General features: G+C 70.6%; 22 protein-coding genes. 16 read left to right on the top strand and 6 right to left on the bottom strand.

Going from position 1 to position 20,903, the window contains the following annotated elements; translation table 11 throughout:
• The first annotated feature begins 55 nt into the window (after positions 1 to 55).
• Positions 56 to 661 (top strand): hypothetical protein, encoded by a 606-nt coding sequence (locus tag ACN6M5_RS12565; protein WP_434950305.1) that lies wholly within the window; start codon positions 56 to 58, stop codon positions 659 to 661.
• A 13-nt stretch (positions 662 to 674) separates the two neighbouring features.
• Here ACN6M5_RS12565 and ACN6M5_RS12560 read toward each other — a convergent pair whose 3' ends face one another.
• Complete coding sequence (locus ACN6M5_RS12560) at positions 675 to 1,370, bottom strand: NAD(P)-dependent oxidoreductase (RefSeq protein ID WP_434950303.1); 696 nt, start codon at positions 1,368 to 1,370, stop codon at positions 675 to 677.
• 126 nt (positions 1,371 to 1,496) lie between these two features.
• Here ACN6M5_RS12560 and ACN6M5_RS12555 point away from each other — a divergent pair, with 126 nt between their 5' ends.
• On the top strand, positions 1,497 to 1,952 hold the full coding sequence (locus tag ACN6M5_RS12555; RefSeq protein ID WP_218775134.1) for a MarR family transcriptional regulator: 456 nt from the start codon (positions 1,497 to 1,499) through the stop codon (positions 1,950 to 1,952).
• A gap of 64 nt (positions 1,953 to 2,016) precedes the next feature.
• On the opposite strand, the gene ACN6M5_RS12550 is transcribed toward ACN6M5_RS12555, so the two are convergent.
• Positions 2,017 to 2,526, bottom strand: coding sequence for a DUF1801 domain-containing protein (locus tag ACN6M5_RS12550; protein ID WP_434950300.1), 510 nt, complete (start codon positions 2,524 to 2,526; stop codon positions 2,017 to 2,019).
• A 33-nt stretch (positions 2,527 to 2,559) separates the two neighbouring features.
• Between ACN6M5_RS12550 and ACN6M5_RS12545 the strand changes: the two genes are divergently transcribed.
• Complete coding sequence (locus ACN6M5_RS12545) at positions 2,560 to 3,150, top strand: GNAT family N-acetyltransferase (protein WP_434950298.1); 591 nt, start codon at positions 2,560 to 2,562, stop codon at positions 3,148 to 3,150.
• A gap of 105 nt (positions 3,151 to 3,255) precedes the next feature.
• Entirely contained in the window at positions 3,256 to 3,600 is a 345-nt protein-coding gene (locus tag ACN6M5_RS12540; protein ID WP_434950295.1) for an ArsR/SmtB family transcription factor, read from the top strand.
• 84 nt (positions 3,601 to 3,684) lie between these two features.
• On the opposite strand, the gene ACN6M5_RS12535 is transcribed toward ACN6M5_RS12540, so the two are convergent.
• A complete protein-coding gene (locus ACN6M5_RS12535) occupies positions 3,685 to 4,242 on the bottom strand; it encodes a TetR/AcrR family transcriptional regulator (protein ID WP_434950291.1) in 558 nt (185 codons plus the stop codon).
• Positions 4,243 to 4,336: 94 nt separating this feature from the next.
• On the opposite strand from ACN6M5_RS12535, the gene ACN6M5_RS12530 reads away from it, so the two are divergent.
• From ACN6M5_RS12530 to ACN6M5_RS12510, 5 genes are all read left to right on the top strand, one after another.
• Complete coding sequence (locus ACN6M5_RS12530) at positions 4,337 to 5,278, top strand: SDR family NAD(P)-dependent oxidoreductase (protein ID WP_434950289.1); 942 nt, start codon at positions 4,337 to 4,339, stop codon at positions 5,276 to 5,278.
• A 192-nt stretch (positions 5,279 to 5,470) separates the two neighbouring features.
• Entirely contained in the window at positions 5,471 to 5,992 is a 522-nt protein-coding gene (locus tag ACN6M5_RS12525) for an MBL fold metallo-hydrolase (protein WP_434950286.1), read from the top strand.
• A gap of 107 nt (positions 5,993 to 6,099) precedes the next feature.
• Positions 6,100 to 8,292 carry an RNA polymerase recycling motor ATPase HelR gene (gene helR, locus ACN6M5_RS12520; RefSeq protein ID WP_434952387.1) on the top strand — a complete coding sequence of 731 codons (2,193 nt, stop codon included), beginning with the start codon at positions 6,100 to 6,102 and terminating at the stop codon, positions 8,290 to 8,292.
• 52 nt (positions 8,293 to 8,344) lie between these two features.
• Positions 8,345 to 9,106: an SDR family NAD(P)-dependent oxidoreductase gene (locus ACN6M5_RS12515; protein WP_434950283.1), complete on the top strand. Its 762-nt coding sequence runs from the start codon at positions 8,345 to 8,347 to the stop codon at positions 9,104 to 9,106.
• 53 nt (positions 9,107 to 9,159) lie between these two features.
• Complete coding sequence (locus ACN6M5_RS12510; RefSeq protein ID WP_434950281.1) at positions 9,160 to 10,233, top strand: NAD(P)H-dependent flavin oxidoreductase; 1,074 nt, start codon at positions 9,160 to 9,162, stop codon at positions 10,231 to 10,233.
• Positions 10,234 to 10,282: 49 nt separating this feature from the next.
• Here ACN6M5_RS12510 and ACN6M5_RS12505 read toward each other — a convergent pair whose 3' ends face one another.
• Positions 10,283 to 10,498, bottom strand: coding sequence for a hypothetical protein (locus tag ACN6M5_RS12505; protein ID WP_085368317.1), 216 nt, complete (start codon positions 10,496 to 10,498; stop codon positions 10,283 to 10,285).
• A 141-nt stretch (positions 10,499 to 10,639) separates the two neighbouring features.
• On the opposite strand from ACN6M5_RS12505, the gene ACN6M5_RS12500 reads away from it, so the two are divergent.
• The 3 genes from ACN6M5_RS12500 to ACN6M5_RS12490 all read left to right on the top strand — a co-directional run bounded on the left by ACN6M5_RS12500 (position 10,640) and on the right by ACN6M5_RS12490 (position 16,823).
• Positions 10,640 to 11,353 carry a hypothetical protein gene (locus ACN6M5_RS12500; RefSeq protein ID WP_434950278.1) on the top strand — a complete coding sequence of 238 codons (714 nt, stop codon included), beginning with the start codon at positions 10,640 to 10,642 and terminating at the stop codon, positions 11,351 to 11,353.
• A 113-nt stretch (positions 11,354 to 11,466) separates the two neighbouring features.
• A complete protein-coding gene (locus ACN6M5_RS12495; RefSeq protein ID WP_434950276.1) occupies positions 11,467 to 15,477 on the top strand; it encodes a Pls/PosA family non-ribosomal peptide synthetase in 4,011 nt (1,336 codons plus the stop codon).
• Complete coding sequence (locus ACN6M5_RS12490; RefSeq protein WP_434950274.1) at positions 15,474 to 16,823, top strand: M1 family metallopeptidase; 1,350 nt, start codon at positions 15,474 to 15,476, stop codon at positions 16,821 to 16,823. The genes ACN6M5_RS12495 and ACN6M5_RS12490 overlap by 4 nt, the downstream gene beginning before the upstream one ends.
• Here ACN6M5_RS12490 and ACN6M5_RS12485 read toward each other — a convergent pair.
• Positions 16,801 to 17,304, bottom strand: coding sequence for a 4'-phosphopantetheinyl transferase family protein (locus tag ACN6M5_RS12485; protein ID WP_434950272.1), 504 nt, complete (start codon positions 17,302 to 17,304; stop codon positions 16,801 to 16,803). The two genes, ACN6M5_RS12490 and ACN6M5_RS12485, sit on opposite strands and share 23 nt — an antisense overlap.
• A 60-nt stretch (positions 17,305 to 17,364) precedes the next feature.
• On the opposite strand from ACN6M5_RS12485, the gene ACN6M5_RS12480 reads away from it, so the two are divergent.
• The 3 genes from ACN6M5_RS12480 to ACN6M5_RS12470 all read left to right on the top strand — a co-directional run bounded on the left by ACN6M5_RS12480 (position 17,365) and on the right by ACN6M5_RS12470 (position 19,344).
• A complete protein-coding gene (locus ACN6M5_RS12480; RefSeq protein ID WP_168690554.1) occupies positions 17,365 to 17,577 on the top strand; it encodes a three-helix bundle dimerization domain-containing protein in 213 nt (70 codons plus the stop codon).
• An 87-nt stretch (positions 17,578 to 17,664) separates the two neighbouring features.
• Positions 17,665 to 18,519: an alpha/beta hydrolase gene (locus ACN6M5_RS12475; RefSeq protein ID WP_434950269.1), complete on the top strand. Its 855-nt coding sequence runs from the start codon at positions 17,665 to 17,667 to the stop codon at positions 18,517 to 18,519.
• 48 nt (positions 18,520 to 18,567) lie between these two features.
• Entirely contained in the window at positions 18,568 to 19,344 is a 777-nt protein-coding gene (locus tag ACN6M5_RS12470) for an SDR family NAD(P)-dependent oxidoreductase (RefSeq protein WP_434950266.1), read from the top strand.
• On the opposite strand, the gene ACN6M5_RS12465 is transcribed toward ACN6M5_RS12470, so the two are convergent.
• Complete coding sequence (locus ACN6M5_RS12465; RefSeq protein ID WP_434950264.1) at positions 19,313 to 19,918, bottom strand: TetR/AcrR family transcriptional regulator; 606 nt, start codon at positions 19,916 to 19,918, stop codon at positions 19,313 to 19,315. The two genes, ACN6M5_RS12470 and ACN6M5_RS12465, sit on opposite strands and share 32 nt — an antisense overlap.
• An 82-nt stretch (positions 19,919 to 20,000) precedes the next feature.
• On the opposite strand from ACN6M5_RS12465, the gene ACN6M5_RS12460 reads away from it, so the two are divergent.
• Positions 20,001 to 20,903 carry an SDR family oxidoreductase gene (locus ACN6M5_RS12460; protein WP_434950262.1) on the top strand — a complete coding sequence of 301 codons (903 nt, stop codon included), beginning with the start codon at positions 20,001 to 20,003 and terminating at the stop codon, positions 20,901 to 20,903.

The raw sequence follows: 20,903 nt of genomic DNA, 5'->3' as shown, positions 1-20,903 counted from the left end.
AATGAGGCTGCCCGGTATCGGTCGGGCGTGTTTTCACTTCGGGGGAGAAGTCGCAATGGCAATCACAACCACGGCTCGATCGCGCCGTTTTCTCGCTTCGGCACTCAGCGTCGCCGCCCTGTCGGCCGGGTTCCTGTCCGTCGGCGGCGCGGCGAACGCGGCCATCGCGGAGGCGCCCGGCGCTCCCTCGTCTCCGGTGCAGTCCTGCTCATACGACCTCGGCACCGGATCCCTGGTGTGCGTGGACGACGGAGACGACCTGAACGAGGCGGTCCTGGAGCAGCAGCACCTCCTCGTCGTCGCCCCGAGCGGAGCGCGTGGGGCCACCGTGGATGCGCTCGCCGCCCCGGCAGCCCTCGCCGCCCTGGCGAGCGCGAAGGCCACGTTCGTCCAAGCGCAGCTGTTCGACGACGCGGGATACGGCGGATCGTTCTTCCAGATCACCAACTCGAGCGCCTGCAACGGCAGTACTGTCTGGTACTTCGGACCGCTCGGCAACGTCGGCTGGTCCGGCAGGGTCAGCTCGTTCAAGAGCTTCTCGAACTGCACCACCAAGCTGTGGCAGGGCACGAACTACACCGGCGCCTCATACGGATACAGCGGCAACGCGGCGAACCTCGGCTCGATGAACGACAAGGCCAACTCCGTCACCGTGAGGTAGCCGGGCGGCGGCGTCACTTCTTGCCCAGCGCCTCCCGCGCGATCAGCTCGCGCACGGTGGGGGCGCCCGCCGAGGTCGACACCGCGACGATCTTGCGCACGTATTCGGGTTCCGTCGCCTGCCGGAGGAGCGCATCGGCGAGGTCGGCGCGGGAGGTGAACGCGCCCGGCGTGTAGCGCTCCGCGTAGTCGTATTGGCTCACTCCGGATGCGTCGAACAGGCCGGAGGGCCGCACGATGGTCCAGTCGAGGTCGCTCGCGGTGACGATCGTCTCCATCCTGCGCATGTCGGCGTAGAGCTGCTTGCCGAACAGGTTGACGATCACGGGTTGCAGCACCCGCTCGAAGAAGAAGCCGCCGTGCGGTCCTGCGGCTGGGTCGATGGCGCTGGAGCTCACGCAGGCGAAGCGGCGCACGCCGGCCGCGCGCATCCCGTTCAGGATGTTGGTCGCACCGTCGGAGTAGACCGTGATCGGCTGCCGTCCGTACGGAACGCCGAGGGCGGAGAGCACCGCGTCCGCCCCGCGGACCACGGAGGCGACCGCCGCCGCGTCGTGCACGTCGGCTTCGACCACCCGGAGGGATGCATCACTCAGGGGGAAGCCGTCCGGATCGCGGGTGACGGCGGTCACGCTGTGGCCCGCCGCGAGTGCCTGCCCGACCAGGAGTCGGCCGGTCGGGCCGTTGGCCCCGAATACGACGATGTCCATGCTGTCTCCGCTACTCTTGGGTTAGGAAACCATATAATACGGAAACGATACCATATGACTTCAGGATCATCTGAGCGCCCGAATCAGCGCCCGAATCAGCGCCCGAATCAGCGCCCGAATCAGCGGATGCAGCGCCGCGCCGCCGCATCCGTCAAGCAGTCCCTCCGCGACCTCCGGGTGCAACTGTCCGTGCTCAACCACCAGGTCGGGATGGCCGCCGAACTCCGCGACATCGACCTCGACTGCCTCGACATCGTCTCCGCCAACGGCCCCATCAGTCCGAGCACCCTCGCGCGGCTGACCGGCCTCCACCCGGCGACGCTCACGGGCATCCTGGACCGGCTCGAGAAGGGCGGCTGGATCGCCCGCGACCGCGACCCTGCCGACCGTCGCTCGGTCCTCCTCCGGGCACTGCCCGAACGCAGCAGGGACATGTTCCGCCTCTACGCCGACATGAACACCCGGATGGACGACCTCTGCGCCGGCTACGACACGGAGCAGCTGGAGACCATCGCCGGTTTCCTGCAGCGGGCGACGTCTGCCGGGCGCGAAGCGACGGAGAAGTTCGGCGAGAGCGACTGACGCGCGGCGCCCGGCGCCGCTACTCGGCGTCCAGAATGCTGGTCGCGAGAGTTCTGTTGCGTTGCTAGCGCTTCGGGCCGCCGAGTCCGGGCCGGGAGGTGACCTGTCTCATCCAATCGGCAAGCTGATGATCGTCGATGTCGTCGACGGACTCGATCTCCACGCCTCGTGTTGCCTTGCCCATCCCGAGTGGTGTGACGGGCGGAACCGGGTCGAGCGTCGCGCCGTTGATGAACATGAGTTTGACGTGGCCGGCGAAGGCTCCGCAGCTGAAGCACCATCCGTCCCCGACTCCGTAGTAGGACATGCCCCACTTCACTGAACGGCGTAGCCCGGGAAGGGTTTCGGCCGCCAGCTCATCCACTCGTTCGGCGATGCGGCGTTGCGGTTGCGGAAGACTGGCGATGTACGCGAAGACGGGCCGGTCACCAACGGCCGCCTTCGCAGGGCTCGCCGTGCCCGTGGTCATGTCGTCCGGCGGAGTCCATGCGCGCTGGTCGCCGGGTTCGTCACTCGCGCCGGTTGTCATGAGCGTGATTCTAGAGTCACCACGCAGCAGCGCGTCGATCGCCATGTTGCCGCTCGGAGTTGGGGTTAGCATCACCGCATGGACTTTGCCGATCTGGTCTCCGTGCCGGAGCGGTTGACGACGCCGGAGTTCGTGCTCCGTCCGCTCGTCGCCGCCGATGTCGAGCTGGACTACGAGGCCGTGATGGCGAGCCGGGAACAGTTGAGGCCGTGGGAGCAGACGGGCTGGCCGGCCGACGACTTCACGCTTCAGGATGACCTCGCCGATGTCGAAGGGCTGGAGCGCGGGCACCGCGACGGGCGGCGTTTCACCTTCACGGTGCTGACGCCGGACGAGTCCGAGTGTCTCGGGTGTGTCTATTTCATGCCTGGTGATGCGCGCTCGTACACGACTGCGGAGATCACGCCTCTGGCCGGCAACCAATGGGACCGGGTCCGGGGCACGGTGAGCTTCTGGGTGCGCAGCTCGCGGCTGGACGACGGGCTCGACCGGCGCCTGCTCGCCGCTGTGCTCCGCTGGATCGCGGACGACTGGGGTCTCCACGACCTGGTCACCATGACGAACGAGGAGGTTACCCAGCAGGTCGCCCTGCTCGAGCGGGTCGGTCTCCGCCCCGTGTTCCGGGTGCAGCTACCCGGGCAGTCCGGCGCTTTCCTTGCCTACGCCTAGGGCGGTTCCGATGGGTGGGCTGGTTTCCGTGGATCGTGAGACCGCGCGAAGCTACTGTTCGCAGGTGCTGGTTTTGAGTACAGCGATCGCTGTACTATCGACGGCATGACGAGCATCGCTCCCGCCGCCACCGTCACTCACATCGCAGCCCTTGCGCGGTTCGGCCATGCTCTGTCCGATCCGACGCGCGTCGGCATTCTTCTGTCGTTGCGTGAAGCGCCCGCGTTCCCCGCGGACCTCGCCGATGCTCTTGGCGTCTCGCGCCAGGTGATGTCGAATCAACTCGCTTGCTTGCGCGGCTGCGGACTGGTCGAAGCGATCCCCGAAGGTCGGCGCACCTGGTATCGACTCGCCGACGGCCACATCGCCCCCGCGCTCGACGAGCTGCTGAGGGTGACGTTGTTCGTCGAACCCGGTTGCTGCGAGGGGGAGGAGTGCAGTTGCGCGTGAGCGCCATCCAGGGCGGGGGCATCTGGCTTTGGACTTCGCCCCGCGGCGGGCCTGACGGCTGCCGAGGCCTGACGGACGTAGGGATCAGCTGACGACCAGTCCGTCGAGCAGGAGGCGGATGAGCCGCGAAGCGAGGTCGCGCTGATGCTCGTACCCGCTGATCATGGTGACACCGCCGATCGCCATCAGGGCGTCGGAGGGCGACGCGTCAGGGCGCAGCCGTCCTGCCGCGACTCCCGCTGCGACGAGCGTGGTCACCGCGTCTAGGAGCGCTTCCCGGCTGTGAAGGCGAAGTCCGTCGCGGGCCGCCAGGATCGCCGGCAGTGCATCGGCCATGCCCTGCTTGGTCAGCATGTAGTCGACGAATCGCTCCAGCCACTCGCGGAGCGCGTCGACCGGATCGGACTCGTCGAGCAGCGCCGAGGCGGCGGCGCAGAGCTGATCCGTCTGGCTGCGGTACGTCGCCTCGATCAGATCCTCCCGTGTAGGAAAGCGGCGATACAGGGTGCCGATGCCGACCTCGGCCTCGGCGGCGATCGCCTTGAGCGAGGTGTCCGCCCCCTCGCGGGCGAAGACCCGCGCGGCGACATCCAGCAGGCGCTCCTGGTTGGCCTGTGCGTCTGCGCGCAGCGAGCGGGGCATGGTCCTCCTTGCAAACGGAGCCGCATCCACTTATGATCGAGCTGTAAGCGGATGCCACTCCGCTTACTATACCGGGAGACCCGAGGAGGCTGCCATGTCTGAACGCTTCACAACACCATTCGGTGCTCAGTCCACCGCTGACGAGGTGCTCGCGGGCATCGACCTCACCGGACGCCGTGCGATCGTCACAGGCGCCGCCAGCGGATTGGGGCGCGAGACCGCCCGCGCTCTCGCAGCAGCAGGAGCGGAAGTCACGATCGCGGCGCGCCGGATGGATCCGGCCGCCGACGCGGCCAGGGAGATCGCCGATGTCACCTCGAATCACCATGTCCATGCGGCCCCGCTCGACCTCGCGGACCTCGGCTCAATCTCCCGGTTCGTCGCGGATTGGAGCGGCCCGCTGCACATCCTGGTGAACAACGCCGGCATCATGGCAACCCCCGAGCAGCGCACTCCGGAGGGTCGTGAGCTTCAGTTCGCCACCAACCACCTCGGCCATTTCGCCCTCGCTCTCGGCCTGCACGACGCGCTCGCCGCCGCTCCGGACGCGCGCGTGGTCGTGGTCAGCTCGGTCGGTCACGTGAACGGCCCGGTCCGCTTTGACGATCTCGACTTCCGCGCCGAACCCTACGACCCGTGGCTCGCCTACGCGCAGTCCAAGACTGCGAACATCCTCTTCGCCGTCGAGGCCGCCAGCCGCTGGGCAAGCGATGGCATCATCGTCAACGCACTCAACCCCGGACGCATCTGGGAGACGAACCTCGGCCGCCACATCGACGCACCCCCGCCGAGCTTCGATCCCGCGGGTGCGACAGGTGTCTCAGAGAAGAGCATCGCCCAAGGCGCGGCCACCTCTGCCCTGCTCGCCGGATCCCCCCTTGTGGCAGGAGTCACCGGTGTCTATTTCGAGGACTGTCAGGAAGCCGAGCCCTTTGCGCCCGGTGTCCGGCGCGGCGTCGCCGACTACGCACTCGACGCGGGCAACGCCCGCCGGCTCTGGGACCTCTCCCTCGAACTCTCCGGCATCCACGGCTGACCGCCGAAGGCGCGGCGCGAGCGATGGCCGATGCCGCGCACGCGTCGCCCGCGTCCCTGCCGCCCGCCACCGCTGTGTACAGTGTCCGCATGTCTCACGATTCGGTCGCCGTCACGCCCATCCGCGTCGCTAGTCTCCTCGTCGGGGAGGACGAGCGGCTGCCGGTCTACGTGCACCTCATCGACCATCCGGATGGGCGGATCCTGGTCGACACCGGGGCTGACGCAGCTGCACCCCGCGGTGGCCGACATGGACCCGCGCCTCGATGCTCTCGACCGGCACGACGAGCTGGACCTCGAGAGCATCACCGCGGTGGTCAACACTCACCTGCATTTCGACCACTGCGGAGGCAACCACCTGTTCGCCGGTCGGCCGATCTACGTGCAGCGGCAGGAGCTCGAGGATGCCCGCACGCTGGACGATTACACGATCCCGGACTGGGTGGACGCCCCCGGCGTGCAGTACACGGCCGTGGACGGCGAGCACGAGCTGGTGGCGGGAGTCCGGCTGCTGCCCGCTCCCGGCCACACCCGCGGATCCCAGATCGTCGTGATCGATACGGGCGAGAGGCCGATCGTGATCGCCGGCGACACCGCCGTGTGGTTCGGGGAACTCGACGAACCCAGCACCGAGGGGCAGCGGCTCATCCTGTCCCTGCACCCGCGGGAGGTGTGGCTGGCTCACGCGGACGAGCCGTGGCGACCGGCCGACTAGTCGCCCCTTAACAAACGAAAACGGAGGGAAAACTCCCTCCGCCACTTCTAATATATAGCACACCAGGGGGCTTGCCGCAAGACCCCCTGTCGGGCGGAGAATCGTCCATCGTGACTCTCTTCCCCTCTGCCTTCGCCCTGCCCGAGCGACTCGCTGCCAAGCGGGACGCCCACCTCATCGCCCGCGACGAGGAACAGTTCGCCGCCATCGCCACGAGCCTCGACGAGCAGATCGCCGAGCTGGAACGGCGGCTCGCCGAGGAGCGGCTGGCGCCCGTCGGCGAAGGGCAGGCCGCCCTCGACCGCGACATCGAGGTGCACCGGCTGACCGCTCGGCTGCGTGTGCTGCGCCGCTTCACCCTGGACCTGTGCCTCGGCAGGATCGTCGCCGACGACGGCTCGGAACCCGTCTACATCGGGCGCCTCAGCCTGTCCGATCGCGACGGCAAGCGGCTGCTGATCGACTGGAGGGCGCCGGCGGCCGAGCCGTTCTTCGCGGCGACGCACGCGCATCCCCAGGGGCTCGTCAGCCGTCGGCGCTACCGGTGGACACGCGGCAGGGTCAGTGACTACTGGGACGAGGTCTTCACCGAGGACGGCCTGCAGGACGCGGCGGCGCTCGACGACCAGTCCGCGTTCATCGCCAGCCTCGGCAGCAGCCGCTCGCCCAGGATGCGCGACGTGCTGAGCACCATCCAGTCCGACCAGGATGCGATCATCCGGGCGGGTTCGCGGGGCCCGCTGGTGGTCGACGGCGGGCCGGGAACGGGCAAGACCGTCGTCGCGCTGCACCGTGCCGCCTACCTGCTCTACTCCGACCCGCGCATCTCGCGCGGCGACGACGGCGTGCTGTTCGTCGGGCCGAGCCAGGGCTACCTCGCATACGTCGACGACGTGCTGCCCGGTCTCGGCGAGGAGAGCGTGCAGATCTGCACCCTCCGCGACCTCGTCGCCGAAGGCGCAGACGCGCAGGAGGAGGCCGACCGGCGGGTGGCTGCGCTGAAGTCGTCCGGAGCCCTGCTGGATGCAGTGGAGGCGGCCGTCCGGTACTACGAGGTCCCCCCATCCACAGCCCTGACGGTCGAGACGCCATGGACGGACCTTCGGCTGAGCCCAGCGGAGTGGGCGGAGGCGTTCGACGCGCCCGACCCCGGCACGCCGCACAACGAGGCGCGCGACCAGGTCTGGGAGGCACTGCTCGACATCCTCACCGACGGGTTCGACGACGAGGAGGTCCCCCCGCATCAGGTGCGCAGGGCGCTGTTGCAGAACGAGGAGCTGACCCGCACGTTCGCGCACGCGTGGCCCGTGCTCGACCCGGTCGGCGTCGTCGGCGACCTCTGGTCGGTGCCCGCATACCTGCGGGTGTGCGCGCCCTGGCTGACGCCGGAGCAGGCGGAGCTGCTGCACCGGCAGGATGCGCGGGCCTGGACCGTCTCCGACCTCCCCTACCTGGATGCGGCCCGGCGGCGCATCGGCGACCCGGAGGCGTCCAAGCGCGCCCGCCGCCGCGCCGCCACCCTCGCGGCGGAGCGGGAGCAGATGGCGAAAGTCATCGACGACCTGATCGCCGCAGACGACTCCGAGATGCTGGTGATGTCGATGCTGCGCAGACCGGATGCGCAGAACAGTCTCATCGACGAGGCGGCGCTGCCGAGCGTCGACCCCGACCTGCTGGCGGGGCCGTTCGCGCACATCATCGTCGACGAGGCGCAGGAGCTGTCCGACGCCGAATGGGGGATGCTGCTCCTCCGCTGCCCGTCCCGCAGCTTCACGATCGTCGGCGACCGCGCCCAGGCCAGGCACGGCTTCACGGAGACCTGGCAGGAACGCCTCGACAGGATCGGCCTGCCGCACGCCGAGCTGGCCTCGCTGACCATCAACTACCGCACCCCGGAGGAGGTCATGGCGGAGGCCGAGCCGGTCATCCGGGCGGTGCTGCCCGACGCGAACGTGCCCACCTCCATCCGGAGCAGCGGCCTGCCGGTGACCCACGCGCCGGCGACAGAGCTGCAGCCGATCCTGGATGCGTGGCTCGCCGACCACGAGGAGGGCGAGGGCATCGCCTGCGTGATCGGGGCGGGCCGCGACGGCGCCGGCCTGTTCGCGGCGTCCCCGCGCATCCGGTATCTGACGCCCGAATTGTCGAAGGGCCTCGAGTTCGACCTCGTCGTGCTGCTCGATCCGGAGACGTTCGGGACGGGGATCGAGGGCGCGGTCGACCACTATGTGGCGATGACGCGCGCGACGCAGCAGCTGGTCGTGCTCACCACGCCCGAGGGGAGCGGCGCCGGGAGATGATTGACTCGTCGGGGGTCAACCTCGGGGTCAACGTGTCGGAGGAAGCAAGAGCATGAGCGATCAACTGGAGGGCCGTCGCGTCCTGGTGACGGGTGCGGCGCGCGGACTGGGCAGGGCGATCGCCGTGGCGAGCGCTGCTGCTGGAGCGGATGTGGCGCTCGGTGTGCGCGACGAGACGGCGGTCTCCGGACTGGTCGCCGAGATCGCGGCGCTGGGCAGGCGCGCGCTTCCCGTGCGGATGGATGTGACCGACCTGCCGCAGAGTTACGCGGCCGTCGACCGCGCGATCGAGGAGTTCGGCGGGCTGGATGTGCTCGTCAACAACGCGGGAGGCGGCGTGCCGGACCGTCCGATCGAGGAGTACACGGTCGACGTCTTCGACTCTCTCATCGACCTCAACGTGAAGTCGACCTTCTTCCTCAGTCAGTACGTCGGCGCCCACTTCATCGCCAACGGCGGCGGCTCGATCGTGAACATCGGCTCGCAGGCCGGCTCGGTCGCCCTGCCGGGCGAAGCGGTCTACTGCCTGAGCAAGGCGGCCGTCGCGCACCTGACGAAGAGCTTCGCCGTGGAGTGGGGCGTGCACGGGGTGCGGGTGAACTGCGTCGCGCCCACCTTCGTGCGCACGGACGGCACGGAGGAGATGCTGGCCGATCCCGCGTTCGAGGCCGACGTGATCGACCGGATCGCGGCACTGCACCGCATCGGAGAGCCGCGCGAGGTCGCGGACGCCGTGGTGTTCCTGGCCTCGGACGGCGCATCGCTGATCAGCGGGGAGACCCTGCACGTGGACGGCGGCTGGACCGCGCGCTGAGGATCGCGGAGACGGAGGATCATGGGCACGGAACGATCGAGGAAGGGATGCCGATGAGCACAGACAGGCGCAGCGCCGAACTCACCACGCTGCTCGGGATCGACACCCCGATCCTGCTCGGGCCGTTCGGCGGACTCTCCTCGGTGGAGCTGACCGCCACCGTCAGCGACCTCGGCGGGCTCGGCGGCTACGGCCTCTACGGCTATGACGCGGCGCGCATCGAGCAGACCGCCGCCGAACTCCGCGCCGGTACCGAGCGCCCGTTCGCGTTCAACCTGTGGCTTCCGCACGTTGAGCAGGGCGAGGCTGACGTGACCGACGCCGAGTTCGCCGCGGCTGTGGACGCGCTCCGCCCGATCTTCGACGAGCTCGGCCTCGAACTCCCCACCCGCCCCGACCGCTACCTCCCGACGTTCGAGGAGCAGTACGAGGCGACGCTCGCCGCATCCCCTGCCGCCATCAGTTTCGTGTTCGGCGTGCCGTCGCCCGAGGCGGTCGAGGCCGCCCACGCCCGCGAGATCGCGGTGGTCGGCACCGCCACGACGGTCGCGGAGGCGGTCGCGCTGCGGGACGTCGGCGTCGACGCCATCGTCGCCACCGGGATGGAAGCGGCCGGGCATCGCGTCTCGTTCCTCCGGCCGGCCGAGGAGTCACTGATCGGCACGTTCGCGCTCATCCCGCAGGTGGTGGATGCGGTGGACGTGCCCGTCATCGCGGCCGGCGGCATCGCGGACCGGCGGGGCGTGCGTGCTGCGCTCGCGCTCGGCGCATCCGGAGTGCAGGTGGGCACGGCGTTCCTGGCCACGAACCAGTCGGCGGCGACGGAAGCGCACCGCAGGGCCATCAGGGAGACGCCGGCCGACCGCACGGTGCTGACCCGCTCGATGAGCGGACGGCTGGCGCGCGGCGCGGCGAACAGGGCGGTGCGCACCATCGAAGCGGCGGGAGCGGTGGCCCCGTTCCCGGTGCAGAACTGGCTCACCGGCCGCTTCCGTGCCGAGGCCTCGCGCCGCGGCATCGGCGACCTGCAGTCGCTGTGGCTCGGGCAGGCGGCACCGTTGGTGCGGTCCGCCGATGCCGCTGACGTGTTCGCCGAGCTGGCAGCGGGGCTGGCCGCGTCGGCGTAGGAGACGCGCGCGGCGGTGCGGTGGCTGCGCTGGCGCGGCGGATGCGCCGCTAGACGAGGCGCTCGCGGGACTGCGTCGCCCAGAGCGTGCGGAGCGCTTCGGCGAGGCTGGGGAAGGTGCCGAGCTGGCGGTCCGCCCAGTCCCAGAGCAGGAAACCGGCGGCCGTGCGCCACACCTGCCCTGCGACGAGCAGGGTCTCGCGGAGTTGGATGTCCCAGCGCCCTTCGCCGGCATCCACCACGTCGAAAGCTTCGGTATATGTCATGTCCACCTCCTGGTCGGTGGACCGCACGCTACGCGCGGAGTGTGACCAACAGGCAAAGAACCGGCGACATTTCGTCGACGGCGCGAGCGGATGGTGCAAAACTGGCCGTGCCGCGCAGGAAATCCGCCGAGGAGGCCCGCAATGCCGAAACAGTCCAAGCTCCAGAAGTCCGCCGCCGACGCCCTCGCGAAGGCGGAAGAGGCGCTCGCCGACGCGAAACGCGCGGCGAAGAAGGTCGACAAGAAGGCCAGGAAGAAGGTCGAGGAGCTCGCAAGCGAGTTCGACCGACTGCGGAAGAAGTCGGCGGGGAAGCCCGCCGCGAAGACGCCCGTGACGAAGACGCCCGTGACGAAGACGCCCGTGACGAAGACGAGCGTGGCGAAGACGAGCGGGAAGAAGGACGCGGGGAAGGCGGCGAAGCCACCGGCGACCAAGGCGGCAGCCAAAGCCACCGCAGCAAAGGCCGCCGCGCCCAAAGCCACCGCGCGGACGGTCGCCGCCCCGAAGGTCACTGCGCCGAAAGCCAGCGCGCCCAAAGCCACGACCGCGAAGGCCAGCGCACCCAAATCCACCGTCGCGAAAGCCAGTGCGCCAAAAGCTAGCGCGCCCGCAGCTACCGCCGCGAAAGCCACCCCCACCAAAGCCACCGCTCCGAAGTCCCCCGCCAAACGCCCCACCCCCGCCAAGCGCTCCACCACCACCTCCACCCCGGTCGTCACCCCAGTCCCCGCCAGCGAGGTACTGGCCGAACTCACTGTCGTGGAGCTGCGGCGCAGGGCGCGCAGCCGCAGTGTCGTCGGCTATTCGTCGATGACCAAAGCGCGTCTCGTGGAGGCTCTGTCCGCCACAAGTTGACCGCAGCGCGCCACCGCACCCACGCGTCGGGCGGGTCGCAGTAGCCGGTCGTTCACCTGCTGGCTACTGTGGCCCCATAGGTTCGTTTCCTCGCCGTTCGGATGGAGTGACACGTGACCGAAGCTCGCACGGGCATCCTGGACCGCGGCGCGTTCGCCGCTGAGCCACGCACGCTGCTGGATGTGCTGCGCGCCACAGCGGCCGCACATCCGGATGCGTCCGCCCTGGAGGACGGGCGCGGCGCGCTCAGCTACCGCGAGTTGATGGCGGCGGTCGTGCGGGTGGCCGCTCGGCTGACGCTGGCGGGGGTGCGGCGCGGGGACAGGGTGGGCATCCGCCTGGCGTCGGGAACGCGCGAGTTGTACATCTCGATCCTCGCCGTGATCGCGGCGGGGGCCGCGTACGTTCCTGTGGATGCGGACGACCCGGAGGAGCGGGCGGAGCTCGTCTTCGGCGAGGCGGCCGTGCGCGGCATCATCACCGGTGACGCCGAGTACGTGCCCACCGACCCCGCCGACGCGCTCGATGCCGCGCCGGTGGATGCGTCGTCGCAGCTCTTCGAGGGCGCCCCGGCGCATCCCAGCACCGCCACCACGCCGATAATCTCCGCGCCGACCCCCGACGACGACGCGTGGATCATCTTCACCTCCGGCTCCACCGGCACGCCGAAGGGCGTCGCCGTCAGTCACCGATCCGCCGCGGCGTTCGTGGATGCGGAGGCCAGGCTGTTCCTGCAGGACGAGCCGATCGGTCAGAGCGACCGGGTGCTCGCCGGGCTGTCCGTCGCGTTCGACGCGTCGTGCGAGGAGATGTGGCTGGCCTGGCGGCACGGTGCGTGCCTCGTGCCCGCTCCGCGGTCGCTGGTGCGCAGCGGGATGGATCTCGGTCCGTGGTTGACCACGCGTGGCATCACCATCGTCTCGACGGTCCCGACGCTCGCCGCGCTGTGGCCCGCCGAGTCGCTGGAGAACGTGCGGCTGCTGATCTTCGGCGGGGAGGCGTGCCCGCCAGAGCTGGTGGACAGGCTCGCCGTCGACGGGAGGGAGGTCTGGAACACCTACGGCCCGACCGAGGCGACGGTGGTGGCCTGCGGTTCCCTCCTCCGGCCGGGTGAGCCGGTGCGGATCGGTCTGCCGCTCGACGGCTGGGACCTGGCGGTGGTCGACGCCGACGGGATGCCGGTGGGCGACGGCGAGGTGGGCGAGCTGATCATCGGCGGCGTCGGGCTGGCCCGCTATCTCGACCCGGCGAAGGATGCGGAGAAGTACGCTCCGTTGCCGACGCTCGGCTGGGAGCGGGCGTACCGCAGCGGCGACCTCGTGCGCTTCGACCCGGCCGGCCTGCTGTTCCAGGGCAGGGCGGACGACCAGGTGAAGGTCGGCGGCAGGCGCATCGAGCTGGGGGAGATCGAGTCCGCACTGCAACAGCTGCCCGGCGTCTCCGCCGCCGCGGTCGCCGTGCGGACGACGGAGTCGGGCAACCAGGTGCTCGTCGGCTACCTGTCCGCCGTGGATCCCGGCGCGTTCGACAGGGCGGCCGCCCTCGCCCGGCTGCGCGAGGAGCTTCCCGCCGCGCTCGTCCCCCTGCTCGCGGTGCTCGGCGAACTGCCGACCCGCACCTCCGGCAAGGTGGACAAGGCCGCGTTGCCGTGGCCGCTTCCGGCCGGTCAGGCACGCAGCGCTTCCGGCAGCGGCGCAGGCGACGGCCCGGACGCCGACACCGGTCTCGACGCCGACCCGGTGCTCAGCGCCCTCGCCGCAGACTGGCAGGCGGTGCTCGGCCTCCCTGTCTCCGGCGACGGAGACAATTTCTTCGACCTCGGCGGCGGCTCGCTCTCTGCCGCGCAGCTGGTCACGCGCATCCGGCAGCGCGATCCGGAATTCACGGTGGCCGACATCTACGCGCATCCCCGGCTCGGGGCGATGGCGGCCGAGCTCGCCTCCCGCGCATCCGGTGCACGCGAGGCGACGGCATCCACCCACGCCGTGCCGCCCACCCCGGCCAGGATGCAGTGGTTGCAGACCGTGCTCGGTGTGCCGCTGTTCGTCCTCAGCGGTGTGCGCTGGCTGCTCTACGCCCTCACGGCGTCCGCGATCCTGCGGCTCTTCGACGGCTTCGGCTTCCTGCCGGCGACGCCGGCCTGGCTGCTGATCGTCGGCCTGCTCGTGTTCGCGACGCCGTTCGGCCGGATGGCCATCTCGGTCGTCTGCGCCAGGCTGCTGCTCTCCGGGGTGCGCGCAGGAGACTACCCGCGCGGCGGCGGCGTGCACTTGCGGTTGTGGCTCGCCGAGCAGGTTGCCCACCAGGTGGGCGCGGTCAGCCTCGCCGGGGCGCCCTGGATCTCCTATTACGCCCGGGCGCTCGGCGCCCGCATCGGCCCGAACGTCGACCTGCACGCGTTGCCGCCCGTCACCGGGATGCTCCGGATCGGCGACGGCGCGGCCATCGAACCGGAGGTGGACCTCTCCGGATACTGGATCGATGGCGACCTGCTGCGCATCGGCGCCGTGCGGATCGGCGCGAACAGCACCGTCGGCGCGCGGAGCACCCTGCTGCCGGGAACGCGCATCGGCAAGAACGCGCAGATCGATCCAGGGTCGTCCGTCTTCGGCCGCGTGCGTTCGGGCGAGCGCTGGGCCGGATCCCCCGCCGTGCGGGTGGGCCCGAGCGAGCCGTGGTGGGACGCGGAGCGGCCCCCGCTGCGCAAACGCTGGCTGGCCGCATACGCCGTCGGTGGCGTGGTGGTGGCGTTGCTGCCGATCGTCGCGTTCGCCGCCGGCGGCGTGATCGTCGCGTTCGGGATGGCGGGGTCGGCGTCCATCGGCGAGGCTGCACTGCGCGCCGCAGCGGCCCTGATCCCCGCCACCCTGGTCTCCGGGTTCGTGCTCGCCGGGCTCGTGGTCGTGATCGTGCGGCTGCTCGGCCTCGGGCTCCGCGAGGGCATCTACCCGGTTCGCAGCGCGGTCGGCTGGGGGGTCTGGGCGACCGAGCGCGTGCTCGACCTCGCCCGCACCCTGCTGTTCCCGCTCTACGCCTCCCTGTTCACCCCCGTCTGGCTCCGGATGCTCGGGGCGGACATCGGCAGGGACGTCGAGGCGTCCACGGTGCTCCTCATCCCGGCGATGACACGGGTGAGGGATGGCGCCTTCCTCGCGGACGACACCCTGGTCGCGTCGTACGAACTGGGCGGCGGGCGGGTCAGGGTGGCCCGCTCCGACATCGGAGCGCGCGCGTTCCTCGGCAACTCCGGCATGGCGGCGCCCGGGCACCGCGTGCCGAAGGACGGGCTCGTCGCCGTGCTGTCCGCCGCACCGCGCAAGTCCAAGCCGGGATCGTCGTGGCTCGGCTCGCCCCCTGTGCGACTCCGGCGCACCGCGGCGAGCGGCGACCTCAGCCGCACGTACAGCCCATCGGCGGTACTCCGCGTGGCCCGCGCGCTCTGGGAGCTGTGCCGGATCGTGCCCGTGTTCGTCACCTGCGCCATCGGGCTCGGGGTGCTGTTCACGCTGACGGCGCTCGCCGAAGCCTGGGGGCCGTGGGCGGCCGTGCTGCTCAGCGGCGTGGTGATGCTCGCGTTCGGAGCGGTCGCCGCGGCCGTGAGCACGGTGGCGAAGTGGGCGCTGGTGCAGCGCATCCGGGTGGCGGAGCATCCACTGTGGTCGTCGTTCGTGTGGCGCAGCGAGGTGTCCGACGCGTTCGTCGAGATGGTGGCGGCGCCGTGGTTCGCGCAGGCCGCCTCCGGCACGCCTGCCCTGGTGTGGTGGCTGCGCAGCCTCGGCGCGCGGATCGGGCGCGGCGTGTGGTGCGAGAGCTACTGGCTGCCGGAGGCCGACCTGGTGAGGCTGGGCGACGCATCCACTGTGAATCGCGGCTGCGTCGTGCAAACGCACCTGTTCCATGATCGAATCATGAGCATGGACACGGTGACTTTGGAGACCGGCGGCACCCTCGGGCCGCACAGCGTCATCCTCCCCGCCGCCAGGATCGGGGCGCACGCGACGGTCGGACCGGCGTCGCTCGTGATGCGCGGGGAGCTCGTCCCCGACCGCAGCAGGTGGAGCGGCAACCCGATCGGGCCGTGGCGCGAGGTCAAGGTCGCCGACTACCACGCGACGGTCTCATGACCTCGGCGTCCGCGGGTTCCCGCGGCGTCGGCGACGACTACCTCCCGCACTCCGGCAACGGTGGATACGGCGTCGACGCGTACGATCTCGACCTGCGCTACCGCGTGGCCACCAACCGCCTGGATGCGCGGGCCGTCATCACCGCGACAGCCACCCAGGAGCTCTCGTCGTTCAGTCTCGACCTGGTGCGGTTGAAGGTGAGCACGGTGTCCGTGGACGGCGGCCGCCGCACCCGTTTCCGGCAGGCGGCGTCGAAGCTCGTCGTCACGCCGGAGCAGCCGATCCCGGCCGGAGCGACGTTCACGGTCGCCGTGGACTATGCGGGCTCGCCCGCTCCGCGACGCAGTGCCTGGGGGCTGGTCGGCTGGGAGGAGCTGACCGACGGCGTCATCGTGGCGGCGCAGCCGTCCGGGGCGCCCACCTGGTTCCCCTGCAACGACCACCCGTCCGACCGGGCGAGGTACCGCATCCGGGTCTCGGCCGAGCAGCCGTACACGGTGGTGGCGACGGGTGAGCTGGTCGACCGGACCGTGTCGTCCGGGCGCGCGACGTGGACGTACGAGTGCGATGTTCCCACTGCCACTTATCTGGCGACCGTGCAGATCGGCCGGTACGCGGTGGCCGATCAGCAGGCCGCAGACGCCGCGATCGGCTTCGCGTACCCGGCCGAGCTGGAGCAGCGGCTCTCCGCCGACTTCGCGCGGCTGCCCGACATGGTCGGATACTTCTCCGAGGCGTACGGGCCGTACCCGTTCGACCGGTACACGGTGGTCGTCACCGCCGACGACCTCGAGATCCCGCTCGAAGCGCAGGCGTCCGCGATTTTCGGCGCGAACCACGTCGACGGGGAGGGCGGCTCCGAGCGACTGATCGCGCACGAGCTCGCCCACCAGTGGTTCGGCAACAGCGTCGGCCTGGCGGCCTGGAAGCACATCTGGCTCAACGAGGGCTTCGCCTGCTACGCGGAGTGGCTGTGGTCGGAGGCGGCGGGCAAGGAGCACGCGGACACCCTCGCCAGGAGGTATCACGCCGCACTCGCGAGGCTGCCCCAGGACATCCTGCTCAGCGACCCGGGCGCGGCGAGCATGTTCGACGACCGCGTGTACAAGCGGGGAGCGCTCGCCCTGCACGCGCTACGACTCACAGTCGGCGACGAGCGGTTCTTCGCGCTGCTGCGCGCGTGGACCGCGTCGTACCGCTTCGCGACCGTCACCACCGACGACTTCCGCTCGTTCGCCGCCGAGACGACGGGCGCCGACCTGGATGCGCTCTTCGATTCCTGGCTGGACGACCTGCCGCTGCCCGCGCTGCCCGCGACGGGCGTCACCGTTCGATCGCGACGGTGACGTACAGGTCGTCGCCGAGGCGCGCATCCCGCACCTCGTAGCGGCGCGGATCGCCGGGGACCGACGCGATGAGCAGGTCTCCGGTGCGCTCGAAGGCCACGGCCGCCGGGTCGACCCGCAGGCCGCGGCCGTCGGCCTTGAGGACGGCCTCGATCCTCGTCCACTGGCGCAGGTCGGTGGCCGCGGCCGTGGTCGGGGTCTCGGGCGCGGTGCTGGGCTCCGCATCCACTCCGACCGAGCCGCCCGCCAGCGCCGCCGCCACCGTGACATCGCCCGCGTGCGCGAGGGACACGCGAACCCCTGTCGCCGCATCCGGTGCCATCACCACGGGACGCCCGTGCTCGCCGCCGCAGTCCGGGCAGCGCGCCGCGATGCGCACGTCATCGGCCGGCACGGCGGCCAGCTCGGCCACGAGCTCGCGCAGCATGGCGCGGCCGTCGACCGCTGTGCCGCGTCGGAGGAGGAGGTCGCCGGTGCGCACGCGCTCAGTGTGCCACGGGATTCACAGGTTTTCGTCACCTGACCACGGCACGCTTCGAGCATGGCGGAGAAGAAGAGCGAGCGGGCAGCGATCGACGACGTGATCACGCGTCTGAAGAAGAAGTATCCGGAAGCCTCCGGCAAGCACATCGAGAAGCTCGTCGAGGAGAACTACGACTCCTTCAAGAACGCCAGGCTGCGCGACTACATCGCCGTGCTCGTGGAGCACGGGGCGAAGTCGGCGCTCCAGGACGAGAAGCGCAAGAAGAAGTAGTTCCGGCCCTATCCGGCGGCGTCCCCGCTCGCTACGCTCAGACCAGTCCGCGCCGTCGGGCGCTGACCCGAGAGCAGGGGTGTGGCGATGGGCACTTTGACGCAATGGGAACAGGACGAAGTCGCGAAAGCGAATGAGAGCGGCAGGCGGCCGGTGGTGTTCGTCCACGGGCTGTGGCTGCTGTCGAGCAGCTGGGACAAATGGCGGGCGCTCTTCGAAGACCAGGGCTATGCCACCATCGCGCCGGGCTGGCCGGACGACCCGGGCAGCGTCGAAGAGGCGCGGCGTGATCCGGAGGTCTTCGCCAAGAAGATGGTCAAGCAGGTCACAGAGCACTACCTCGAAGCGATCGACGCCCTCGAGCACGAGCCGGCAGTGATCGGTCACTCGTTCGGCGGGCTGATCGCACAGAAGATCGCGGGGGAGGGCGTCGCGGCGGCCACGGTGTCGATCGACAACGCGCCGTTCCAGGGCGTGCTCCAGCTTCCCGCGTCGTCGCTCAAGTCGGCGGCGCCGGTGCTCACCAACCCGACCAACATCGGCAAGGCGGTGTCGCTCACGTTCGAGCAGTTCCGCTACGGCTGGGCCAACCACGTCGACGAGGCGGAAGCGCGCGAACTGTACGAGACGTACCACGTGCCCACCTCCGGGGTGCCGCTGTTCCAGGCGGCGACGGCCAACTTCAACCCGTTCGCCGAGACCAAGGTCGACACGAAGAACCCGGAGCGCGGGCCGCTGCTGCTCATCTCGGGCGAGGGCGACAACACGGTGCCAGCGTCGATCGTCGAGGCCAGCTACAAGATCCAGTCCCGCAACGAGGGAGTGACCAGGCTCGCCACGGTGCCCAACCGCGGCCACTCGCTCACGATCGACAGCGGCTGGCGCGAGGTCGCGGACATCGCGCTCGAGTTCGTCCAGGAGTTCGCGCCGGTCGAGTCATGACCGGCGCCGACGTGGCCGGGCCGCGCATCCGGAGCAGGAAGGGCTGACATGGACCTCGGACTCGACGGAAAGCGGGTGCTCGTCACCGGCGCAGGGCGGGGGATCGGGCTGGCGATCGTGCGCGCGTTCCTCGCGGAGGGCGCGACGGTGGTCGGCGCCTCCCGCCGCGCGACGGACGAGACGACGGCGCTGGTGGATGCCGACGACCGGTTCTCGTTCTTCGGCGTCGACCTCTCCGACCCGGCAGGGCCGGCGGCGATGGTGGATGCGTTCCCCGGCCAGATCGACGTGCTCGTGAACAACGTCGGGTCGGCTCCCGTGCGGCCGGGCGGCTTCTCGTCGATCGACGACGAGACGTGGGCGCAGACCATCGGGCTCAACCTGCTCGCGGCGGTGCGCGCCTGCCGGTCGGCGCTCCCGCGGCTGGCCGAGCGGGGGAGCATCCTGAACATCGTGTCGGAGAACGCGATCCTCGCCGACCCGCAGGTGCTCGACTACAGCGCGGCGAAGGCCGCCCTGCTGAGCGTGACGAAGTCGCTGTCGAAGGAGCTCGGGCCGCGAGGGTTCCGGGTGAACTCGATCAGTCCGGGACCGGTCGAGACGGCGCTCTGGCTCGGCGACAGCGGCGTGGCAGCGACAGTCTCGAAGGCGCAGAACATCGACCCGGCCGCGGTGCGGGCGGGGGCGGAGAGCCAGATGGCGACCGGCAGGTTCACCCGGCCGGAGGAGGTGGCCGACCTGGCCATCATGCTGTCCAGCCCGCGGCTCGGCAACCTGACCGGGGCCGATGTGGTCATCGACGGCGGGATGCGTCCGACGATGTAGCGGCGGTGTCTGCGGTGGCGGTGAGGGCCTTGAGGTCGGCGAGGGCGGCGCGTACGTATTCGTCAATGGTGGTGCCGGGCTCTGCCGCGATCCAGCGCGCGAACGCGGCGCGGAACACCGTCACCGCAGACTCGGCGGCCAGGTTCGCCTCCGCGGCCGGCACCCCGCGGGCGCGGAGCGCGTCCGCCGCGGCGGCCCCGAGCGCCCACATCTTGAGCAGCTCGCGCTCCAGCAGGCTCGTGTTCGCGGCGATGACCTGCGCGCGCAACAGCGCGAACGGCCGGCGATCCTCCAGGATGCGCGAGGCCAGTGCGAGCGCTTCGCCCGCGATCTCGAGCGGGGCGGCGTCGGCGGGTGCGTCCGCGATCCCAGCGACCGTGGCGTTCTGGAGCGCGTTGGAGCCGTCGAACAGCACCTCGCGCTTGTCGGCGAAGTGGCGGAAGAAGGTGCGCTCCGTCACACCGGCGCGCTCGGCGATGTCCGCGACCGTCGTTCGGTCGTAGCCGCGCTCCGCGTACAGCTCGAGCGCGGCGACGGCGAGGCGGCCGCGCGCATCCGGTTCCCATCGTGCCACGAGATGATTCTACTGATGACAGTCACTGTCATGTAGTGCTAGCCTGATGACAGTTACTGACATCAAAGGAAGTAGGCGTCACATGCGCGTATTCGTCACGGGAGCATCCGGCTGGATCGGCTCCGCCGTCGTCCCAGAACTCCTCTCCGCCGGCCACACGGTCGTCGGCCTCGCCCGGTCCGACGCATCGGCCGCCGCGCTCGAAGCGGTCGGCGCCCAGGCCCACCGCGGCAGCCTCGACGACCTGGCGTCGCTGAAGGCGGGCGCAGCGGAGTCGGATGGGGTCATCCACCTGGCGTTCAAGCACGACTTCTCCGACTACCAGGGCGCTGGGCGCACGGAGCGCGCCGCCATCGAGACCCTCGCCGGCGAACTCGAAGGTTCCGACCGTCCGTTCCTGTTCGCCTCCGGCGTCGCCCTGCTCGCACCCGGCCGCCTGGCGACCGAGCGCGACGTGTCGCCGTACAGCGGGCCGGACGCCCCGCGCGGCGGAGCAGAGCCGCTCGCCTTCGGTTACGCGGAGCGCGGCGTGCGCCCGGTCAGCCTGCGCTTCGCGCCGACCGTCCACGGCGACGGCGACCACGGCTTCACGGCGGCGCTCGTCGACATCGCCCGCCGCACCGGCGTCGCCGCCTACATCGGCGACGGCGCCAACCGCTGGCCCGCCGTCCACCGGCTCGACGCCGCCCACCTGGTGCGCCTCGCGCTCGACGGCGCCCCGGCGGGCAGCGTCGTGCACGCGGTCGCCCAGGAGGGCGTGCCGACCCGTGACATCGCGACGGCCATCGGGCAGGGACTCGGCCTGCCCGTCGTCTCCATCCCGGCGGAGGACGCGCCGGAGCACTTCGGCTGGCTCGGACAGTTCTTCGGCGCCGACGTCCCCGCGTCGAGTGCGCTGACGCAGGAACTCCTCGGCTGGACGCCGACGCATCCTGGACTGCTGGACGATCTCGCCGCCGGGTACTACTTCCGTTCGGCCGCCTGA

The sequence above is a fragment of the Leifsonia araucanica genome, assembly GCF_051161895.1.
In the GTDB taxonomy this organism is placed as follows: Bacteria; Actinomycetota; Actinomycetes; order Actinomycetales; family Microbacteriaceae; genus Leifsonia.
The sequence above is the reverse complement of the archived record's forward strand: the minus strand, read 5'-3'. Positions and strand labels throughout refer to the sequence as shown.